This is a genomic window from Qipengyuania marisflavi (assembly GCF_005884405.1).
In the GTDB taxonomy this organism is placed as follows: domain Bacteria; phylum Pseudomonadota; class Alphaproteobacteria; order Sphingomonadales; family Sphingomonadaceae; genus Qipengyuania; species Qipengyuania marisflavi.
Genome location: NZ_VCAO01000003.1, coordinates 21,465 through 39,426, shown reverse-complemented (window position 1 = coordinate 39,426; position 17,962 = coordinate 21,465). Strand labels below are relative to the sequence as shown.

Sequence of the window (17,962 nt, the reverse complement as noted above, 5' to 3'; positions counted from 1 at the left end):
GTTAGCTGCCGGTCTGGGAGGCCAGCATATCCATGGTCGCCCTGACGGAACCGACATCATAACCCGCCTGCTGCGCCGCGGCGGTGATTTCCTGCGGGCTGCGGCCTGCCTTTGCCTCGGCCAGTGCCCACAGGAATGTCGAGCGTGTGCCTGAGCGGCAGAATGCCAGCGTCTTGCCGGCAGTCTCGGCCATCGCCTGTGCCATCTGTTCGACCTGCGGCACGCTGAAGCCGGCCTGCGTGACCGGGATAGCGCAGTAATCCATGCCCAGATCGCGCGCCGCCTGCGCGATGCCCTCACCCGCGGGCTGGTCGGGTGCTTCGCCATCGGGGCGGTTGTTGATGACCAGCGTCACCCCCTGCTGCTGCGCAGTGGCAACATCCTGAGCCGTGATCTGCGGGCTGACCATCATGGTTTCGGAAAGTATCTTGAAGCCTGTCATGCTGCTTTCGCCTTCGCCTTGGCCATGCGCCGGTTGCGCTGGATGATGTTGAGCAATTCGACGCCGACCGAAAAGCCCATCGCTGCGTAGATATAGCCCTTGGGGACATGGAAGCCCAAACCGTCGGCAATCAGCACCAGTCCGATCATCACCAGGAACGCCAGCGCCAGCATCACCAACGTCGGGTTTTTCTCGATAAATTTGGCCAGCGGATCAGCCGCTACCATCATGATGCCGACAGTGATCACCACCGCTGCCACCATGATTGGAATGACATCGGTCATCCCCACAGCGGTCAGGATCGAATCGACCGAAAACACCAGGTCGATCGCCACGATCTGCGCGATGACGGTGCCGAATGTGGCCGTGGCAGCGGCAGCCACGCCGGGGGTTTTGTCAAGCAATTCGCCCGAATCGTCATCGGGCTCCATCGAATGGTGGATTTCCTTGGTGGCCTTCCACAGCAGGAACAGCCCGCCGACCAGCAGGATCAGATCGCGGCCCGAAAACGCGGTTTCAAAGCTTGGCTCGCCATAGGCATTGGGCGCACCCACGATTCCCATATCGAACAGCGGCGTCTGCAGGGTGACCAGCCACCCGATCAGCAGCAGCAAACCGATACGCATCACCAGCGCCAGCGCCAGGCCAATCTTACGGGCGCGCTGTTGCTGGTGTTCGGGCAGTTTGTTCGACAGGATCGCGATGAAAATCAGGTTGTCGATCCCCAGCACCACCTCCAGCGCGATCAGGGTGAGCAGGGCCAGCCAGGTGGCCGGGTCGGAGAGCAGAGCGATAAAATCCATGCGGTGCGAATGCCCATGAAGCGCCGCCGAATCAAGGGTTCGTACGCTGTCCCGCCGTTTGCCAAAATGTCACAATGTGATGCTCGCAGCCGGGCGAATACTAAATTATTCGCAAGCGGGGCAATTTCGCGCTATGACGGCTCGGATCAGGGGTGGGTCGTGGCTTCTGCCAAGCTCCGCTCGCGTGTGGCACGCAATGCAGCCCTCGTGCCGGCGCAATCGTGGTGTAGGGCCGCACGACAAGGTATTCGGCAGGTTATGGGTTACGACAGAGGTCGCCGTCGCGGCAAGGACAAGCGCGATGGCTTTGGCGAGGAAAGCTTCGATCCGTTCGGTGGCCCCTCCAGCGGTGGCTTTGCCCCGCGCGATGATTTTGGCGGCGGCGGCGGTGATCGCTACAGCGGTGGCGGCGGAGGCGGCGATCGCTTCGGCGGCGGCAACCGTGGCGGCGGCGGCGGCGGCAATCGCGGCGGCGGAGGCGGTGGCTTCAGCGGCGGCGGTGCTGGCGGCGGCGGTGGCGGCGCACGTATGCCTGCCCAGGTCGTTGGAACCGGCAAGGGAACTGTAAAGTTCTTCAACGCGCAAAAGGGCTTCGGCTTTATCCAGCAGGAAACCGGCGGCGAAGACGTCTTCGTCCATATCAGCGCGGTCGAACGTGCGGGTCTGGAAAGCGTTGCCGAAGGTCAGGAACTGGAGTTCAATCTGGTTGACCGCGGCGGCAAGGTTTCCGCGCAGGATCTGCAGATCGTCGGTGACGTGATCGCAGCCCCGGCCCGTGAAGAACGCGCTCCGAGTCGCGAATTGACTGGAGACAAGGCGACCGGGACGGTCAAGTTCTTCAACGCGATGAAGGGCTTCGGCTTCCTTACACGCGAAGATGGGCAACCCGATGCGTTTGTCCACATCAGCGCGGTCGAACGGTCGAATCTGACCACGCTCAACGAAGGGGAACGTTACACCTTCGATGTGCAGGTCGATCAGCGCGGCAAATATTCGGCGGTCAACCTCGTTCCCGTACAGGAATGAGGAAGCGCCGCCGCTGAAGGTTTGACCCGCAGCGGCGGGTGCAATAGATCGCTGACGAACACGCAAATGGCGGTTCCTCCAAGGGGCCGCCATTTGTCTTTTTAAATTCTGCTTTGTTGCTGTTGGAGGCCCCATGTCGATTAGCCCGCTGATGCCCGTTTATCCCCGTTGCGGCGTACGCCCGGTGCGCGGTGAGCACTGCCATCTGATTGACGAGGACGGCACGCGCTATCTCGATTTCGCCAGCGGTATCGCGGTCAATCTGCTCGGCCACAGCCATGCGGGCCTGATCGGCGCGATCCAGCGGCAGGCCGAAACACTGATGCACGTGTCAAACCTTTACGGCAGTCCGCAGGGTGAGGAACTGGCTGCGAAGCTGGTCGAAAAGACCTTTGCCGATACGGTGTTTTTCACCAATTCGGGTGCCGAAGCAGTCGAATGCGCGATCAAGGCGGCGCGCGCCTATCACCAGCATGAAGACGGCAATCCCGAGCGGACCGAGCTGATCACCTTCACCAACGCCTTCCACGGCCGCACGATGGCCACGATCAGCGCGTCGAATCAGGAAAAGATGCACAAGGGCTTCAAGCCGCTGCTGGCGGGCTTCCAATATGCCGAGTTCGACAATCTTGAAGCGGCCAAGGCGCTGGTCGGGCCCAAAACTGCGGGCTTCCTGGTCGAACCGATCCAGGGCGAAGGCGGCATCCGACCGGCCTCACAAGCTTTCATCAGCGGCCTGCGCGCGCTGTGCGACGAGCATGATTTGATGCTGGCATTTGACGAAGTGCAGTGCGGCGTGGCGCGCACTGGCAAGCTGTATGCCTATGAACATTACGGTGTCGCCCCCGACATCATGGCCACCGCCAAGGGGATCGGCGGGGGCTTCCCGTTCGGTGCCTGCCTCGCCACGGAAAAGGCGGCGCGCGGAATGGGTTTCGGCACGCATGGCTCGACTTATGGCGGCAACCCGCTGGCAATGGCCGCCGGGATGGCGGTCATGGATGCGGTCGCTAATGACGAATTTCTCGCCGAAGTCACCGCGAAGGGTGAACGGCTGCGCGCGCGGCTTGAACAGTTTATCGGCAATTATCCCGAGCTGTTCGAACTGGTGCGCGGCAAGGGGCTGATGCTGGGCCTGAAGATGAAAGTCGAAAGCCGTCCGTTCTTCGTCCATCTGCGCGACAACCACCAGCTGCTGACCGTGGCTGCGGGCGACAACACGCTGCGTGTACTGCCGCCGCTGGTTGCTGACGATGCGGAATTCGACGAATTTTTCGACAAGCTGTCGGCGGGTGCGGCAAGTTATACGGTGCCTCAGGCCGCGTAATGGCAGAGGGCGATGCGCGCGATCTGGCGCCGGGGGTGAGGAGCTTCCTCGATCTGGGCGATGCGGGCGGCGATGCGATTGCCGCCATGCTGGCCGATGCGCTTGATCGCAAGGCTGCGCGCGCCGGCTGGCCTAAGGGCCGCGCCGATTCCGATACGCCGCTGGCGCACCATGTGCTGGGCATGGTGTTTGAAAAAAGCTCGACCCGTACGCGGGTCAGCTTCGACATTGCGATGCGCCAATTGGGCGGCAGCGCGTTGGTGCTGGACGCCTCGAACACACAGCTCGGTCGCGGCGAAAGCATCGCCGATACCGCGCGCGTGCTCAGCCGGATGGTCGATGCCATCATGATCCGCACCGATGACCACGCCAAGGCTGAAGAGCTGGCGCATTACGCGCATGTTCCGGTGATAAACGGGCTGACCGATCGTTCGCACCCGTGCCAGATCGTGGCGGATTTGCTGACCGTGATCGAACACGGCAAACCGCTTCCGGGTCTTGAGCTGGCGTGGCTGGGTGATGGCAACAACGTCCTGAACTCGATCCTCGAAGCGGCGGGGCTGATGAAGTTCAACGTCCGCGTCGCGACCCCGCAAGGGTTTCCCCCTGACGATGAATTTGTGGCGATGGCGCGCGCTGGCGGGGCCGAGGTGACGCTGACGGACAAGCCCGCAGAGGCTGCACGCGGTGCCGATATCCTTGTCACCGACACCTGGATTTCGATGGGTCAGGATCATGCGGCCGACAAAATCGCCGCGCTCGAACCGTTTCGTGTCGATGCCGCGCTGATGGCGCTTGCGAAGCCGGATGCGCGGTTTCTGCACTGTCTCCCCGCGCATGTCGGTGACGAGGTTACCGAGGAAGTGTTCGAAGGCCCGCAGTCGATCGTGTTCGACGAGGCAGAGAACCGCATCCACGCCCAGAAATCGGTGCTTTTGTGGTGTTTCGGCAAGATCTGATCCGCGCTGCGCACCTCTAACAATTGCGCGGCTGCATCCCATATTGCCGGAATGGACGACACGAATAACGCAGAAACATTTGCCGGGCAGGTGCTTGGCTTCACCATCCCGTCACGGCACGCGCGCGGGCGGGTGATCCGGCTCGACGATACGCTCGACACCATTCTCGCTGCGCATGACTATCCGCCGCCGATCACCCATCTGCTGGCCGAAGCATTGCTGGTGATCTCGCTGGTGGGCAGCCTTCTCAAGGATGATGGCTCGCAGGTCACGATGCAGGCGCAAACCGAAGCGGGCGCGGTCAAATTGCTGGTCTGCGATTATCGCGGCGGCGAATTGCGCGGCTATGTCGATTTCGACGCTGGTCAGCTTGCCGACCTTGGCGCCAACCCTTCGCTGTTCGCGCTGTTCGGCAAGGGTTATCTTGCGCTGACTTTCGATCTGGCGGGCGACAAGGGGCGTTATCAGGGGATTGTCCCGCTGGAAGGCGAAAGCATCGCGCAGGCCTGCGAAACCTATTTCGCGCAATCAGAACAATTGCCGACGCTGATTCGCTGCGCTGTGCGCTCTGGCCCCGATGGTTGCCATGCAGGCGGGCTGCTGGTCCAGCATCTTGCCGAGGGCGAAGAGGGGCGAGAGCGGCTGCACACCAGGCTCGACCATCCCGAATGGGAACATGTGGCGGTCATGGCGGGATCGACCCGGCACGAGGAACTGCTCGACCGCAACCTTTCGCTGGAAGCAATTGTCTGGCGGCTGTTCCATGAGGAACAGGAGGTCCGCGTGCAGCCAGGCACGCGAATCGCGCGCGGATGCCGCTGTAGTGTCGCGCATTACGAAACCGTGCTAAAACGGTTTCCAGAGGCAGACCGCATGGACATGCGCAATGAAGATGGAATTATTCCCGTCGATTGCGCCTTTTGTTCCAAGCAGTTCGCGATCACGCTGTAACCTCATGGCGATTCCATACAACAAAACCTTTTCGGTTTGCGCTAGACCTGCTGCGAATCGGTGAGGCGGACCATGTCACTAACCACGGTTACGGAGGGACATATGCGCGGTAAACGAGCTGCAAAAATGGGCCTTGCTGGCCTGGTCGGCCTGCCCATAGCAATGTCAGCCGCGCCGCTGCTGGCGCAGGCGTCACTGGCGATGCTGGACACGCTCAACCCCGGTGGCTGGGAAGTTCGCTACCGCGATAGCGCAGGGGCCGGGAAGGTCTGCCTGCGCAACGGCCGCGATCTCCTCCAGCTGCGTCATCGCGGCAACAACTGCAACCGGTTCGTTGTCGAAGACGGAGCTGCCGAGGTAACGGTGCAATATACTTGCCGCGGCAACGGCTATGGCCGCACCAGCATCCGCAAGGAAACGCCGTCACTGGTGCAGATCGACAGCCAGGGAATTGCCGATGGCAAACCGTTCCAGTTCTCTGCCGAAGCGCGCCGCACCGGGGCCTGCAGCTGAGCGTTGCGAGCACGCCCGATCCGTCCTAGCGGGTCGGCTTATGACAAACGAAAATTCTGACACCGCACATCCTGCCGCAGTAGTCCTGCTGTCCGGTGGGCTGGACTCCATGGTGAGCGCGGCACTGGCGCGCGAGCAGGGGTTCGCCGTTCATGCGCTGACAATCAATTACGGTCAGCGCCACGTCCGTGAATTGCAATCCGCTCAGGCGATTGCAGACAAGCTGGGAATTACGCGACATATCGTTTTACCGCTGGACCTGCGTGCATTTGGCGGCTCTGCGCTGACGGATGAAATTGCAGTGCCCAAGGGCGGGGTCAGCAATGATATACCGGTCACCTACGTTCCGGCGCGCAATCTGGTGTTCCTGGCATTGACCACCGCCTTTGCCGAAAGCTCCGGTGCCAGCGATATCTACATCGGCGTGAATGCGCTCGATTATTCAGGCTATCCCGATTGCCGCCCGGAATTCATCGCCAGCTTCGCCGAAACTGCGCGGCTTGGCACCAAGCAGGGCGTGGAGGGACAGCCCTTCACGATCCATGCCCCGCTCCAGCATATGAGCAAGGCTGACATCGCGCGCGAGTGTCACCGGCTCGGGCTCGACCCGGCATGGAGCTGGTCCTGCTACGACCCGACCGCGTCGGGGCTGGCCTGCGGGGCCTGCGACTCCTGCCGCTTGCGCCGAAAAGGCTTTGCCGATGCGGGGCTTGCCGATACCACGGCATATGCGGAGGATGCCCCCGCGCTGATGGAGTAGAGATTTGGTCGACCACACCGATGCCGAACCAGCTGTTTCACGCTCGCGCGAAAACGATCCGGTTCCGGCATACAGCTGGTATGCGCTTGGCGTCCTGGTCCTCATCTATGTCCTGAACTTTGTCGATCGCCAGATCCTGTCGATCCTGGCGAATGACATCAAGGCCGACCTTGGCGTCGAGGATGACTTCCTCGGCTTTCTTTATGGCACTGCATTCGCGGTATTTTACGCGCTGTTCGGTATTCCGCTGGGCAGGCTGGCTGACAGCTGGAAGCGTGTCCGCCTGATGGCAATCGGGCTGGCGCTGTGGTCAACCATGACGGCCCTGTCGGGCTTTGCGCGCAATGCAGGAATGCTGACCGTCGCACGGATCGGCGTGGGTGTGGGCGAGGCGACTGCCAGCCCCTCAGCCTATTCGTTGATTTCGGACTGGTTTCCGGCGCGGCTGCGCGCCACCGCACTCGCGATCTATTCCTCCGGGCTTTATATTGGCGGCGGCATTTCGCTGCTGATTGGCGGCTTGATCGTCGAGAATTGGAACGGCGCATATCCTGACGGTCTGTATGGCATCGTCGGCTGGCAGGCGGCTTTCTTATCCGTCGGCATTCCCGGACTGGTGCTGGCACTGTGGGTGCTAACCCTGCGTGAGCCAATCCGCGGCGCTATTGATGGCATCCCGACACCTGAGGATCCTGCACCGTTCAGCGGATTTGTCCGCGAACTTTTTCAGGTCATCCCGCCGTTCACGATATTGGGTGCTGCACAGCGAGGTGCAGGCGCGCTGTTGGTCAATCTGGCGGGTGTGGCTGGGTTTACGGCGCTTGCCATGCTGATGACGCGGCTTGCCCCGGCCAGCGACGCGATCCTGCCCGGTGTGGTGTCAGACCAATGGCTGTTCCTCGCGGTCGGTTATTACGCGGTGTTCAGCTGGGCGATGGGCTTGAAGGAGCGGGATCTGCCCACCTTCCGCCTGACCTGGGGGTCACCGGCATTCTTGTGCGTGATCCTTGGTTACGGGACCGTCGCATTCATGGCCTATGCCAGCTCATATTGGGGCGCGCCTTATGCCGAGCGGGCGCTGGGCGTGTCAAAATCGGATTTGGGCTGGTTCCTCGGGGCACCCAGTGCGGTGGCAGGCTTCATCGGCGTGATCCTTGGAGGCCGCATGGCAGATTATCTGCTGCTCAAGCGACCGGCAGGCCGGGTCTGGGTGATTCTGTTCGGCCTGCTCGCCCCGGTGCCAGCGATCCTTGTGGCCTATACCACCAGCGACACGGTCACCTTCTACATCGCCAGCTTCATCGCGCAGATGGCAAGTGCTTCGGCGCTGGGCGCAGCGGCGGCATCGAGCCAGGCGCTGGTCCTGCCGCGGATGCGCGGGCTGGCCACGGCGACGTTCTTTCTGGCGACAACCCTGATCGGGCTGGGCCTTGGGCCGTTCCTTGCAGGCTATGTATCTGCGCGGAATGGTGATGATCTGTCGACCGGCGTGTTGTCCACGCTGGTCGCGGTGCCGGTCGGCTTTGTCCTGCTGCTGTTCGCGCTGAAGCTGGTGCCTGCTGCGGCCACCAGCGTCGTGTCGCGCGCCAAGGCGGCGGGCGAAATTATCGATTAAAGCTTACGATGCGCGGCTGAGCACGCCGCAGGCGATCCGGCCACCAGCATTGCCGGAGGGATCGGTGCGATAATCATCTGCGCCCGCGTGGATGACCACGGCAGTACCGTCCGCGTCGAGAATCTTGTCGAGCAGGTTTGCGGCATTGCCCGCCAAGTCCACCTCTGTGCTGGCTGTTTGGCTGGCCCCGACCTGTAGATTGGGCAAATCGCCAAGATGCGCGCCATTTGCAGACAATGAACCGTGCGATTTGGTGAAGGGGTTGAGATGACCGCCCGCGCTCTTGAAGTCTGGCGTGACGCAGCTGCCGACGCTGTGAAGATGAAAGCCGTGCGGGCCGGGAGCCACTGCAGTCACGGAGATCGCCAGAGAGAGCTGGTCGCCTTTGGCCAAGAGCTGCGCTGTACCGGCTGGCGTGCCGTCAGCGAAGCTGAGCACTGCCGTGCCGACAGTCTGGCTCTGCAAATCATAGATCGTGGTGCAAGCGGGCACAGCCGCAAGAGCCATCAGCGGGGCCAGAATTCTTATGCCAGTTCTCATCATTCCATTCCCCAGTTTGTGATCTCGTCCTGACAACGAAAAAGGGGCCGGATTGCTCCGGCCCCTCGTTCTTTATCGCGAATGTCGCGAAGCTTACATGCCCGAACCCGGACCGTAGGTGATTTCCACCCGGCGGTTCTGAAGTTCGCGAACACCGTCAGCTGTCGGAACGCGCGGCTGTGATTCGCCGAACGCCTGGCTGTTCATACGCCCATCGGGAATGCCGCGACCGCTGAGGTAGCTGCGTACCGAAGAGTTACGACGCTCTGCGAGACCCATGTTGTAGGCCGTCGAACCCGAACGGTCGGTGTGACCTGCCAGCATGACCGAAGCCATACCGCAGTTGGCGTAAGCCGATACCGCGTTGTCCAGGATCGTCGCTGCTTCCGGAGTGATGTCCGATTTGTCCCAGTTGAAGAAGACAATGTACGGGCCCGAAGCACACGCCATTGGTGGCGGGGGCGGCGGAGGAGGCGGCGGCGGCGGCGGCGGTGGCGGCGGCGGTGCAATCGGAACGACCACAGCAGGAGCGCCGAAGTTGTATGTCAGCGTACCCATGATGGAGTGTGTGCTGATCGTGTCCGAAGCATCACGACCGCCAAGCGTTACCAGATCAACATCTTCAGCGTTGAAGTAACGATAGCGCAGACCAACATCGAGGTTGTCACTGATCGGAGCATTGACGCCTGCGAGCAACTGCCAGGCGAGGCCGCTGTCCGAATCGTCAACCGAGGGAGCCGAACCAAACCGTGCTTCCAAAGAAGTGCGGGCAACACCGATACCGCCACCGACATAGCCCTGAAGGCCATCGTCGGGACCGAAGTCGAACAGGCCGTTGAGCATGAACGAAAGGATGCTGAGATCGCTGTCACGGGTACCGTAGATACCGGCCGGTGCCAGACGGACGCCATTAGCGAGACCGGTCGTACCAACAGTAATCTCGTTGAGATCGGCAGTGCGATAGCTGGCTTCGGCTTCGAGGCGGAATGCGCCGAAATCGTAACCGACAAAACCGCCGCCATCTACGCCTGCGTGGGTGGAGACGCCGAGATTGTCAGCAACACCATCGGGATCGAGATCGAAGTCGATATCCTCGACCAGCATCGGACCGAATTCGCCACCGACATACCATGAGTTGTCGCGAGCGAGAGCGGGCGAAGCTAGGGCCGTAGAGGCCATCGCCATACCTATGACTAGTTTCCGCATTAGTTAATTCCCCTTTTTACGAATTAGTACCACCGAATACAGCATATCTAACTTTTCCGCCAATCGGTGGCAAGCAGGCAATGTACGGGAACTGTTGCAATTATGCCGCTTTTCCCGTGCGATTGTCGATATCCATGAAATTCGGACACCGTCCTGAACACCGCGAACGGACCACCTCGAACCTTGTTCCAACTATGGGGCGGAAAAAACCCCGAACTCAGTCAATAGGTCAATTAGCGTGACAATTGCGCCACGCGCCTCGTTGTCTACCGTACTCCCACCGGAGGGATTTACAGGGCGCGCAATGCGTTGCCACGCGCCATTGTAACGGATCAGTGTTCCACTACTAACCTCGCGTACGGTCATCGCGGTTGTTGGCGAGGCGAAGGTCCATTGGGTGCCATCCCAGCTCGCCAGACAATGTTCCTGCCCCGCCCAGTCGCCAGTTGCGGTTTCGCCGACCAGCCAGCATTCGCCCGCACTGGGAGATGCGGGCGGGGCTGCGCTTTCACCAGCGACCGCCGGGTGAAGCAGCATATCGATCCGCGCGAGGCTCTCGTTGACGAAAAATTCCTTCTGCGCCTGTCCGGCAAGCGTGACTGTGCTGCGGACCGCGCAGGCTATCGGGTTCGCCCGCCGAATACAGCCAGGCAGCAGCACCGTTTTCCCATGTCAGCTTGCGCAGCGACGGTTCAAATTGCGGGGCCAGTGCGCCCGGTGCAGCGGCCAGCACGCCGCTGTCGCCCTCCACCATGACATTGCGCACTTCGGACAGGCTGGCGCCGACCAGCGCAATCCGCGCTTTGCCGTCGCTGCGCGCCACATCGCGCACCCATTCGGCGCCCGCGCGGGTCTTGCCGAAACCGCGCCCGGCGCAGATCAGCCAGGTGCGCCATGCCTCGCGCGGAGGCAATTGTGCATCACGCGCCCAGCCTTCCCAGTAATAGCTGCCCAGCGCGGCCAGTTCATGCGGTGCAAGTTGCCGCGCCAGCTCCTCGCGATCGGCATCCGCCGGGGTGCCTGCCCGCCGCAACCAGCTGCCGCGCGATGGCATACGCCGGTTATGCGTCACCGTGCGTGTCCCGCTGTGGTTTCCCCGCCGCCGCGGATTTGCGCGCCTTGCGGATGGCGGCCTCGCTTTCCCTGGCGCGGGCGCGCATCGCGTCGATCTTGGTGTTGATCGCGGCGATGGTCGTAACCTCCTCTGCCAAGGTGCGCCGGCCTTTTTCGCGTGCCACGGTGTCGCGGTGCGCGGTCAGACAGCGCAGCGCATTGGGAATATCGAACTTGCCCCGGTCGGCGCTGCTGCCTGCGGATTTGGCGGCGGCATCGCCGGTGCTTTCCCCGCGGCGCAGATGCTGGAGCAATTCCATTTCCAGATTGTCATACCCCTCGGCCAGCGCCGCGTACCAACGGCGCGCGAAATCGGGATCGTCGCGCCGCAGCCGATAGACCGTGGCGGTTGCAATATCTGCCGTGTCCGCTGCGGCCGCGACATTGGAGGTGGCCGCCAGCTCTTCCAGAAAGCGGTCGATCTTCGCTGCGCCGCGCTGCGCCGGGGGGCCGGATTTGCGTTTGCGGCGATCGTCGACCGGCTTGATTGCATCCCAGGCCTTGCGGAAATCCGCATTGGCGGTGCGCCGGTGATAGGGGGTCGAACTGGTCACCCCTGCGGCGCGGGCGGCGGCGCGGACACCGCTTCCGGCACGCAGCGCGGCCAGAAAGCGCGCGGCCCATTCCGGCGCGGCCTGTTCCGCGTCCTTGGTCATTGCAGCATCTCCTTGTGAATTGCGGGATCGCCAACGCAAAAGGGCGGCCCGTGGACCTGGTGAGGTCGGGGCCGCCCTTGATGGCGAATCACACTATCGCGATGTTTCATTTGTCTAACCAAACAGCGTCACGATGTCAATAGAAAATAACCATATAGGATAATTGATGGTGGCTTGCCTGTGCTGCCGTGCTGCCCTAAGCGCGGCAAAACCCCGGTGTGGATGAAAGGGGCGAAGGGACGCTCATGCTGCGCAAGCTATACGACTGGACGCTGGAAAAGGCCGCGCATCCGCACGCTGCGTGGTGGCTGGCGGTGTTTGCGTTTGTCGAAGCGAGCTTTTTCCCCGTCCCGCCGCATCCGCTGCTGGGGCTGATGTGTCTGGCCGAGCCCAAGAAGGCGATCCGCTTTGCCGCGATTGCCACGGTGGCATCGGTGGCGGGCGGATTGCTGGGCTATGCGATCGGCTGGGGTCTGTATGACACCGTCGGGCAGGATCTGCTGCGCTGGCTGGGGCTGTCCGAAAGCTTTCCGCAGGCCGCCTGCTATCTGCGCGAATATGGCGTGGAAATCCTGATCGTGAAGGGCGCGACGCCGATCCCGTTCAAGCTGCTGACGATCACCGCGGGATTCATCGGCATGGCGCTGGTGCCGTTCATCCTCGCCAGCCTGCTCAGCCGCGCGATCAGCTTCATGATCGTGGGTGTGCTGTTCCGCGTGTTCGGGGCGCCGATCAAGCGCTTCATCGACAAATATCTCGGGCTGGTCACTATCGGCTTTGTCGCCATCGTGGTCGCCGGTTTTCTGGCGCTGACCTTCCTGGGCGGCGGTGACGGCGAGGCGAGCGAAAAATGCGCCGCCGCCACCCAGATTGAGGCTAGCTGACTCAGCTGTCGAAGCTGGCGTCGAGCGCGATTTCGGCGTTGAGCAATTTGGAAATCGGGCAGTTTGCCTTGGCTTCGTTCGCCAGTTCGTTGAACTCCGCCTTGTCGATGCCCGCGACTTTGCCCGTTAGCGTCAGGTCCGACCGGGTCACTGTGAACCCGTCGCCATCTTTTTCCAGACTGACCTTGGCAGTGGTTTTCAGCGTGCCATCTTCGTGCCCCGCCTTCGCCAGCGCGAAGCTGAGCGCCATGGTGAAGCAGCTGGCATGCGCTGCGGCGATCAGCTCTTCGGGATTGGTGCCGGGCTTGTCTTCGAACCGCGTCTGGAAACCGTAAGGCTGGTTGTCCAGCGCGCCCGATCCAGTGCTGACGTGGCCTTTGCCCTCTTTGCCCAAACCTTTGTACGATGCGCTGCCTTGCTTGACGATTGTCATGGGGAATCTCCTTGTTGCCAATCAGACGAGCGGGGAGGGGCAACAGTTCCGCTTGGCGCAAACCGTGGCCAGCCCGGAACCGGGCGGTGCAGCCCATTGTTTCTGATGGCAGGCTCGGCGATAAGAGCCGTAGCTGCGGCAGGGGAGCGCGAATGACCGAAGACGAAGCGCGCCAGGTCGAACTGGTCCGCGCCATCGAAGTCGAAGACCGGCAGGGCGGATTGCTGACGCGCGAGGACCGCGAGCAGGCTGACGCGTATGCCCGTTCCGCCGGCGCAGCGGGTTCGGGGCGCAAGGCGCAGGACCGCTTCATTGCGCTGCGTGGCAGCTTTGCCGCCACCCGGCTCGCCACCCGCCATCCCGGTATCGCTGCCATGCTGGCACGCAGCCGCTGGCCGCGCTGGCTGTCGCTCGCGCTACCCTTGCTGGCGCTGGTGGCGGGGTTTCTCGCCAATGAATTTGGCACCGGCAAGCGGCTGGACCTGCTGGCCGTGCCGCTGCTGGGCACAATTGCGTGGAATGTGCTGGTCTATCTGTGGCTGCTGGTCACTGCGCTGACGGGAAGCGGCGATCGCGGCGCGGCGCGGCTGTCGCGCACGGCGGCGCGGGCTGCCGGGCTGGGCAGCAATCGCGATTTGGAGCGCGGCACGCCGCTGCACCGGGCCATCGGCGCTTTTCAAGAACGCTGGGCGCAGCTGTCTGCTCCGCTGGCCTCGGCCCGCGCGGCGCGCACGCTGCACCTTGGCGCGGCGCTGTTTGCGCTGGGGCTGATCGGCGGGATTTACCTGCGCGCGCTGGTGATCGAATACCGCGCGGGGTGGGAAAGCACATTTCTTGGACCAGAGGCGGTGAACACCGTGCTGACTGCCGTGCTCGGCCCGGCCAGCATGGCGACCGGCGTGGCGATCCCCGATGTGGCCGGAGTGGCGGCGATGCGCTGGACCGGGCCGCAGACCGGCGGCGTGAATGCCGGGCCGTGGATTTATCTGTACACCGCTACAGTGGTCGCGCTGGTGGTAATCCCGCGCATGGTGCTGGCCGCATGGCAGGGTGCCAAGGCGTTTCGCCTCGCCCGGCATTTCCCGGTGGCGGGTCGCGAGGATTTCTACATCCGACGTCTGCTGCGTGGGGCCGGCGGACCGCCCGCCAATGCGCGCATTACCCCCTATGCCTATCATCCGGGCGAAGAGACCCGGCGGCGGCTGGCCGCAGTTTTGCGCGATGCGCTGGGTGACGGCGCGCAGATCCGCTTTGACGAGGCGGTGGATTATGGGGCAGAGGAGGGCTGGATCACTGCGCATCCGCCCAGTCCCGAAGATGATTATCATGTGCTGCTGTTCACCCTGTCGGCCACGCCCGAGGCGGAGAATCACGGCGCGCTGGCGGATGAGCTGGCGGCACGGATCGCGCAGGACGCGCCCGGCTGTGTGACTGCTGCATTGCTCGACGAAACGCCGTTCCGCGCGCATTTTGCCGGGCAGGCGGGACTGGATGAACGGATGGCGACCCGGCTGGAGGCATGGCGCAGCGTGCTGTCCAGCGCGGGCATCGTCCCGCTGGGGGTCGACCTGTCGCATGAGGCGGACGAGGCGCTGGCCCAGCGGATCGAAAGCGGCCTGCTACCCGATGGAGCTTTGCGCGGATGACCGAGCTTGAAACCCCTGTGCAAGCCGCCACTGGCACCACGGTCAATCTTAGCCTGATCAGCCACACCAATGCGGGCAAGACCACGCTGGCGCGCACATTGCTGGGCCGCGATGTGGGTGAGGTGCGCGATGCCGCCCACGTCACCGATCTCGCAACCGGCTATGTGCTGGTGCAGAGCGGCGAGGATACGCTGATGCTGTGGGATACGCCCGGCTTTGGAGATACCGCACGGCTGCTGGGGCGGCTCAAGCTGTCGCGCAATCCGATTGGCTGGTTCCTCGAACAGGTGTGGGACCGCTGGCGCGAACGGCCATTGTGGTCAAGCCAGCAAGCGGTGAAGAACGCCCGGGAACAGGCCGATGTGATCCTCTATCTGGTCAATGCGGCGGAGGATCCCTATTCCGCCGCTTATGTGGCGCTGGAAATGGAAGTGCTCGCTTGGATCGGCAAGCCGGTGGTGGTGCTGCTCAACCAGATGGGCCCCCCGCGCGAAGATGCCTCGGCAGAGATCGAGCGGTGGAGCGGCGTCGGCGGCGGACTTCGCGAGGGCGGGCTGGTGCAGGCGATCCTGCCGCTCGACGCCTTTGCACGCTGCTGGGTGCAGGAAGGCGCGCTGCTGGATGCGGTGGCGCCGCTGCTGCCCGATGACAAACGCCCCGCGATGGCGGATTTGCGGACACGGTGGGAGCAGCTCAACACCGCGCGCTTTGACGCCGCGATGGAGGTGCTGGGGCGCTATCTTGCCCGCGCGGCGCAGGACAAGGAGCTGGTCGACGAGCCGGACTGGCAGGGCAAGCTGGCCGGAGCGCTGACCGGCAAATCGGGCGGCGACCGCGCGGCGCGCAAGGCGATGGCGGCATTGGCCACGCGGCTGGCCGAAGCGACTGCCGGTTCGACTGACGAGCTGATCCGCCTGCACGGGCTTTCAGGCAAGGCGGCGCGCAAGGTGCTTGAACGGGTCAGCGATGATTACGCGCACCGCGCCAAGACACCCGAAGGCGCAGCGGCGGCCTTGGGCGGGCTGTTTTCTGGCGCGGTTGGCGGGCTGGCGGCCGATCTGGCGGCTGGCGGGCTGACGCTGGGCGGCGGGATGATCGTGGGCGCGATCCTGGGGGCGCTGGGCGCAACCGGTGTGGCCAAGGGCATCAATCTGGCCAAGGGCGAAGACGGTTCAAGCGTCGGGTGGTCCGCCGAATTCTTCGAACGGCTGACGGTAACTGCACTGCTACGTTACCTCGCCGTCGCCCATTTTGGCCGCGGCCGCGGCGAATGGTCCGAAGGTGAGCACCCGGAATTCTGGCAGGCAGTGGTCGAAGAAGCGGTCGCCGCGAAAAAAACCGAACTGGCACGGGTGTACAAGGCAGCGGCAGGCGGCGAGGCGGAGGCCGTATCTGCGCTGACCGCGCTGCTGCGCGAAATGGGCCGGTCGGTGTTGGCGAAACTTTATCCGCAAGCCACCATACCAGCCCAGACCGCCTAGATAATCCCCACCGCTTTGCCAGCGCGTTCGAACATTCCGAGGATGGTATGCACCTCCTCTTCGGAATGTTCGGCGCATAGCGAGCAGCGCAGCAGTGTCATATTGGCAGGCGTTGCCGGTGGGCGGGCCAGATTGACGTAGAGGCCTTCGTTGATCAGCGCCTCCCACATACCCGCGCCGCGCTCCAGATCGGGCATAATCACGGCGACAATCGCGCTTTGCGCGGTGTCGGTGCCCAGCTGGAAGCCCAGATCTTTCAGCCCCTGGTGCAGCGTTTTGGAATTTTCCCACAGATGCGCCCGCTTGTTGCTGCCCTGCATCAGCTTGCGGATCGAGGTGCTGGCGGTTGCCACCACACTGGGGGGCAGGCTGGCGGTGAAGACATAGGGACGGCACACCAGCCGCAGGATTTCGAACTTTGGATGGTTCGACACGCAGAACCCGCCGACTGTGCCGACGCTTTTGGAAAAGGTGCCGATGATGAAATCGACATCATCCATCACTCCAGCCTGTTCGACCACGCCGCGGCCATTGTCGCCGATAAAGCCCATGGAATGCGCTTCGTCGACCAGCACCATCGCACCATATTTCTTCGCCACCGCGACCATTTCGGCCAGCGGTGCGATATCGCCCAGCATCGAATAGACGCCTTCGAGAATGACCAGCTTGCCCGCGCCTTCGGGAATGCGGCGCAGGCGTTTTTCCATCGCTTCGATATCATTGTGCTTGAACGGTACGATCTCGGCATCGCCCAGCTTGCAGCCGTCCCAGATGCTGGCGTGGCTATCGATATCCAGAACGATGTAATCGCCCTTGCCCGCGATGGTGGAGATGATTCCGAGATTGGCCTGATAGCCGGTCGAGAACACCATGGCGTGGTCCATGTCGTAGAATTCGCGCAGCGCGTCCTCGACATCACGGTGGCCCTGATAGGTGCCATTGAGCACGCGGCTGCCAGTGGTGCCGCTGCCGAAATCGGCCAGTGCCTGCTTGCCCGCTTCAACCACATCGGGGTCAAAGGTCATGCCCATGTAATTGTAAGTGCCCAGCAGGATGGTCTCGCGCCCGTTGCAGATGGCGCGGGTGGGCGAGAGGACCTTTTCCATTACCAAGCTAAAGGGATCTTCGACGCCGCTGGCCAGCAGCCCTTCGCGCATGGCGATCACGGGATCGAATTTGCTGAACAGATCGGGGGTGTCGCCGGTACGCACCTGCGGGCGGTCGGGCTGGATTGTGCCTTCGCTCATCAGTTGGCCTGCAGTTTGTGAACGGCGTCGACCAGCTGGCCGTAATTTTCGATTTCGGCCTGCTGGTTCATCGAGATGATGACATCAAATTCGTCCTCGATCTCGGCGACGAAATCCATCACCGTCAGGCTGTCAAACTCCAGATCGGCGGCGAAAGTCGTGGTCTCGGTAATGGCGACGCCCTTCTTGTTGAAGGGTTCGGCCAGCTTGCGGATGGTGGTGTCGACTTCGGCGCGGTCCATGGCGGCGGTTTCCAATCTTTATCTGTGCGCAGGCGTGTCTGGCCTGAGGGATGACGCGGCAAAGCGGTTTGCAGCCGTGCTTGTCAAGCGCCGGTGCGAGTGGCAAGTTCCCTGACGG

The 17,962-nt window shown here is 62.8% G+C and carries 20 protein-coding genes; 10 read left to right on the top strand and 10 right to left on the bottom strand.

Going from position 1 to position 17,962, the window contains the following annotated elements:
* Position 1: 1 nt before the first annotated feature.
* Positions 2-442, bottom strand: a complete 441-nt coding sequence (locus FEV51_RS07145) for a protein tyrosine phosphatase family protein (protein WP_138617391.1) — start codon at positions 440-442, stop codon at positions 2-4.
* Entirely contained in the window at positions 439-1,245 is an 807-nt protein-coding gene (locus tag FEV51_RS07140; protein WP_138617389.1) for a TerC family protein, read from the bottom strand. The genes FEV51_RS07145 and FEV51_RS07140 overlap by 4 nt, the downstream gene beginning before the upstream one ends.
* Positions 1,246-1,503: 258 nt before the next feature.
* Between FEV51_RS07140 and FEV51_RS13410 the strand changes: the two genes are divergently transcribed.
* From FEV51_RS13410 to FEV51_RS07105, 7 genes are all read left to right on the top strand, one after another.
* On the top strand, positions 1,504-2,271 hold the full coding sequence (locus FEV51_RS13410; RefSeq protein WP_138617387.1) for a cold-shock protein: 768 nt from the start codon (positions 1,504-1,506) through the stop codon (positions 2,269-2,271).
* 133 nt (positions 2,272-2,404) lie between these two features.
* The gene (locus tag FEV51_RS07130; RefSeq protein ID WP_138617385.1) at positions 2,405-3,598 is read left to right on the top strand and encodes an aspartate aminotransferase family protein; all 1,194 of its coding nucleotides are present in this window, start codon (positions 2,405-2,407) and stop codon (positions 3,596-3,598) included.
* Entirely contained in the window at positions 3,598-4,557 is a 960-nt protein-coding gene (gene argF / locus FEV51_RS07125) for an ornithine carbamoyltransferase (protein WP_138617383.1), read from the top strand. The genes FEV51_RS07130 and argF overlap by 1 nt, the downstream gene beginning before the upstream one ends.
* A 51-nt stretch (positions 4,558-4,608) precedes the next feature.
* A complete protein-coding gene (gene hslO / locus FEV51_RS07120; RefSeq protein ID WP_138617381.1) occupies positions 4,609-5,508 on the top strand; it encodes an Hsp33 family molecular chaperone HslO in 900 nt (299 codons plus the stop codon).
* A gap of 126 nt (positions 5,509-5,634) precedes the next feature.
* The gene (locus FEV51_RS07115) at positions 5,635-6,021 is read left to right on the top strand and encodes a DUF3617 domain-containing protein (RefSeq protein ID WP_246034488.1); all 387 of its coding nucleotides are present in this window, start codon (positions 5,635-5,637) and stop codon (positions 6,019-6,021) included.
* Between the two features lie 40 nt (positions 6,022-6,061).
* Complete coding sequence (gene queC / locus FEV51_RS07110; protein WP_138617379.1) at positions 6,062-6,781, top strand: 7-cyano-7-deazaguanine synthase QueC; 720 nt, start codon at positions 6,062-6,064, stop codon at positions 6,779-6,781.
* Between the two features lie 4 nt (positions 6,782-6,785).
* Entirely contained in the window at positions 6,786-8,396 is a 1,611-nt protein-coding gene (locus FEV51_RS07105; RefSeq protein WP_138617377.1) for a spinster family MFS transporter, read from the top strand.
* A 3-nt stretch (positions 8,397-8,399) separates the two neighbouring features.
* Here FEV51_RS07105 and FEV51_RS07100 read toward each other — a convergent pair whose 3' ends face one another.
* The 5 genes from FEV51_RS07100 to FEV51_RS07080 form a co-directional block, all read right to left on the bottom strand.
* Positions 8,400-8,939 (bottom strand): superoxide dismutase family protein, encoded by a 540-nt coding sequence (locus tag FEV51_RS07100; RefSeq protein ID WP_246034487.1) that lies wholly within the window; start codon positions 8,937-8,939, stop codon positions 8,400-8,402.
* A gap of 90 nt (positions 8,940-9,029) precedes the next feature.
* Positions 9,030-10,142 carry an OmpA family protein gene (locus FEV51_RS07095; RefSeq protein WP_138617375.1) on the bottom strand — a complete coding sequence of 371 codons (1,113 nt, stop codon included), beginning with the start codon at positions 10,140-10,142 and terminating at the stop codon, positions 9,030-9,032.
* Between the two features lie 192 nt (positions 10,143-10,334).
* Positions 10,335-10,679, bottom strand: coding sequence for a DUF2793 domain-containing protein (locus FEV51_RS13465; RefSeq protein WP_138617373.1), 345 nt, complete (start codon positions 10,677-10,679; stop codon positions 10,335-10,337).
* Positions 10,651-11,214, bottom strand: a complete 564-nt coding sequence (locus FEV51_RS07085) for a terminase large subunit domain-containing protein (protein WP_342773735.1) — start codon at positions 11,212-11,214, stop codon at positions 10,651-10,653. Before FEV51_RS07085 ends, FEV51_RS13465 begins: the two co-directional genes overlap by 29 nt.
* The gene (locus FEV51_RS07080) at positions 11,204-11,911 is read right to left on the bottom strand and encodes a hypothetical protein (RefSeq protein WP_138617371.1); all 708 of its coding nucleotides are present in this window, start codon (positions 11,909-11,911) and stop codon (positions 11,204-11,206) included. The genes FEV51_RS07085 and FEV51_RS07080 overlap by 11 nt, the downstream gene beginning before the upstream one ends.
* A 245-nt stretch (positions 11,912-12,156) precedes the next feature.
* Here FEV51_RS07080 and FEV51_RS07075 point away from each other — a divergent pair, with 245 nt between their 5' ends.
* Complete coding sequence (locus FEV51_RS07075) at positions 12,157-12,795, top strand: YqaA family protein (protein WP_138617369.1); 639 nt, start codon at positions 12,157-12,159, stop codon at positions 12,793-12,795.
* 1 nt (position 12,796) lies between these two features.
* Here the strand turns inward: FEV51_RS07075 and FEV51_RS07070 are convergent, their stop codons facing one another.
* Positions 12,797-13,228 (bottom strand): OsmC family protein, encoded by a 432-nt coding sequence (locus tag FEV51_RS07070; protein WP_138617366.1) that lies wholly within the window; start codon positions 13,226-13,228, stop codon positions 12,797-12,799.
* Between the two features lie 152 nt (positions 13,229-13,380).
* Between FEV51_RS07070 and FEV51_RS07065 the strand changes: the two genes are divergently transcribed.
* Both FEV51_RS07065 and FEV51_RS07060 read left to right on the top strand, forming a co-directional pair.
* Positions 13,381-14,874 (top strand): DUF2868 domain-containing protein, encoded by a 1,494-nt coding sequence (locus FEV51_RS07065; RefSeq protein WP_138617364.1) that lies wholly within the window; start codon positions 13,381-13,383, stop codon positions 14,872-14,874.
* The gene (locus FEV51_RS07060) at positions 14,871-16,355 is read left to right on the top strand and encodes a GTPase domain-containing protein (RefSeq protein WP_138617362.1); all 1,485 of its coding nucleotides are present in this window, start codon (positions 14,871-14,873) and stop codon (positions 16,353-16,355) included. Before FEV51_RS07065 ends, FEV51_RS07060 begins: the two co-directional genes overlap by 4 nt.
* Here FEV51_RS07060 and spt read toward each other — a convergent pair.
* Positions 16,352-17,602: a serine palmitoyltransferase gene (gene spt / locus FEV51_RS07055; RefSeq protein ID WP_138617361.1), complete on the bottom strand. Its 1,251-nt coding sequence runs from the start codon at positions 17,600-17,602 to the stop codon at positions 16,352-16,354. The two genes, FEV51_RS07060 and spt, sit on opposite strands and share 4 nt — an antisense overlap.
* Complete coding sequence (locus tag FEV51_RS07050) at positions 17,602-17,844, bottom strand: acyl carrier protein (protein ID WP_138617359.1); 243 nt, start codon at positions 17,842-17,844, stop codon at positions 17,602-17,604. Before FEV51_RS07050 ends, spt begins: the two co-directional genes overlap by 1 nt.
* Positions 17,845-17,962: the final 118 nt, after the last annotated feature.

Excerpts from the sequence above, each read along its gene's own strand:
- FEV51_RS07145 (WP_138617391.1), bottom strand. The coding sequence starts at position 442 with ATGACAGGCTTCAAGATACTTTCCGAAACCATGATGGTCAGCCCGCAG.
- FEV51_RS07140 (WP_138617389.1), bottom strand. The coding sequence starts at position 1,245 with ATGGATTTTATCGCTCTGCTCTCCGACCCGGCCACCTGGCTGGCCCTG.
- FEV51_RS13410 (WP_138617387.1), top strand. The coding sequence starts at position 1,504 with ATGGGTTACGACAGAGGTCGCCGTCGCGGCAAGGACAAGCGCGATGGC.
- FEV51_RS07130 (WP_138617385.1), top strand. The coding sequence starts at position 2,405 with ATGTCGATTAGCCCGCTGATGCCCGTTTATCCCCGTTGCGGCGTACGC.
- argF (WP_138617383.1), top strand. The coding sequence starts at position 3,598 with ATGGCAGAGGGCGATGCGCGCGATCTGGCGCCGGGGGTGAGGAGCTTC.
- hslO (WP_138617381.1), top strand. The coding sequence starts at position 4,609 with ATGGACGACACGAATAACGCAGAAACATTTGCCGGGCAGGTGCTTGGC.
- FEV51_RS07115 (WP_246034488.1), top strand. The coding sequence starts at position 5,635 with ATGGGCCTTGCTGGCCTGGTCGGCCTGCCCATAGCAATGTCAGCCGCG.
- queC (WP_138617379.1), top strand. The coding sequence starts at position 6,062 with ATGACAAACGAAAATTCTGACACCGCACATCCTGCCGCAGTAGTCCTG.
- FEV51_RS07100 (WP_246034487.1), bottom strand. The coding sequence starts at position 8,939 with ATGATGAGAACTGGCATAAGAATTCTGGCCCCGCTGATGGCTCTTGCG.
- FEV51_RS07095 (WP_138617375.1), bottom strand. The coding sequence starts at position 10,142 with ATGCGGAAACTAGTCATAGGTATGGCGATGGCCTCTACGGCCCTAGCT.
- FEV51_RS13465 (WP_138617373.1), bottom strand. The coding sequence starts at position 10,679 with ATGCTGCTTCACCCGGCGGTCGCTGGTGAAAGCGCAGCCCCGCCCGCA.
- FEV51_RS07080 (WP_138617371.1), bottom strand. The coding sequence starts at position 11,911 with ATGACCAAGGACGCGGAACAGGCCGCGCCGGAATGGGCCGCGCGCTTT.
- FEV51_RS07075 (WP_138617369.1), top strand. The coding sequence starts at position 12,157 with ATGCTGCGCAAGCTATACGACTGGACGCTGGAAAAGGCCGCGCATCCG.
- FEV51_RS07070 (WP_138617366.1), bottom strand. The coding sequence starts at position 13,228 with ATGACAATCGTCAAGCAAGGCAGCGCATCGTACAAAGGTTTGGGCAAA.
- FEV51_RS07065 (WP_138617364.1), top strand. The coding sequence starts at position 13,381 with ATGACCGAAGACGAAGCGCGCCAGGTCGAACTGGTCCGCGCCATCGAA.
- FEV51_RS07060 (WP_138617362.1), top strand. The coding sequence starts at position 14,871 with ATGACCGAGCTTGAAACCCCTGTGCAAGCCGCCACTGGCACCACGGTC.
- spt (WP_138617361.1), bottom strand. The coding sequence starts at position 17,602 with ATGAGCGAAGGCACAATCCAGCCCGACCGCCCGCAGGTGCGTACCGGC.
- FEV51_RS07050 (WP_138617359.1), bottom strand. The coding sequence starts at position 17,844 with ATGGACCGCGCCGAAGTCGACACCACCATCCGCAAGCTGGCCGAACCC.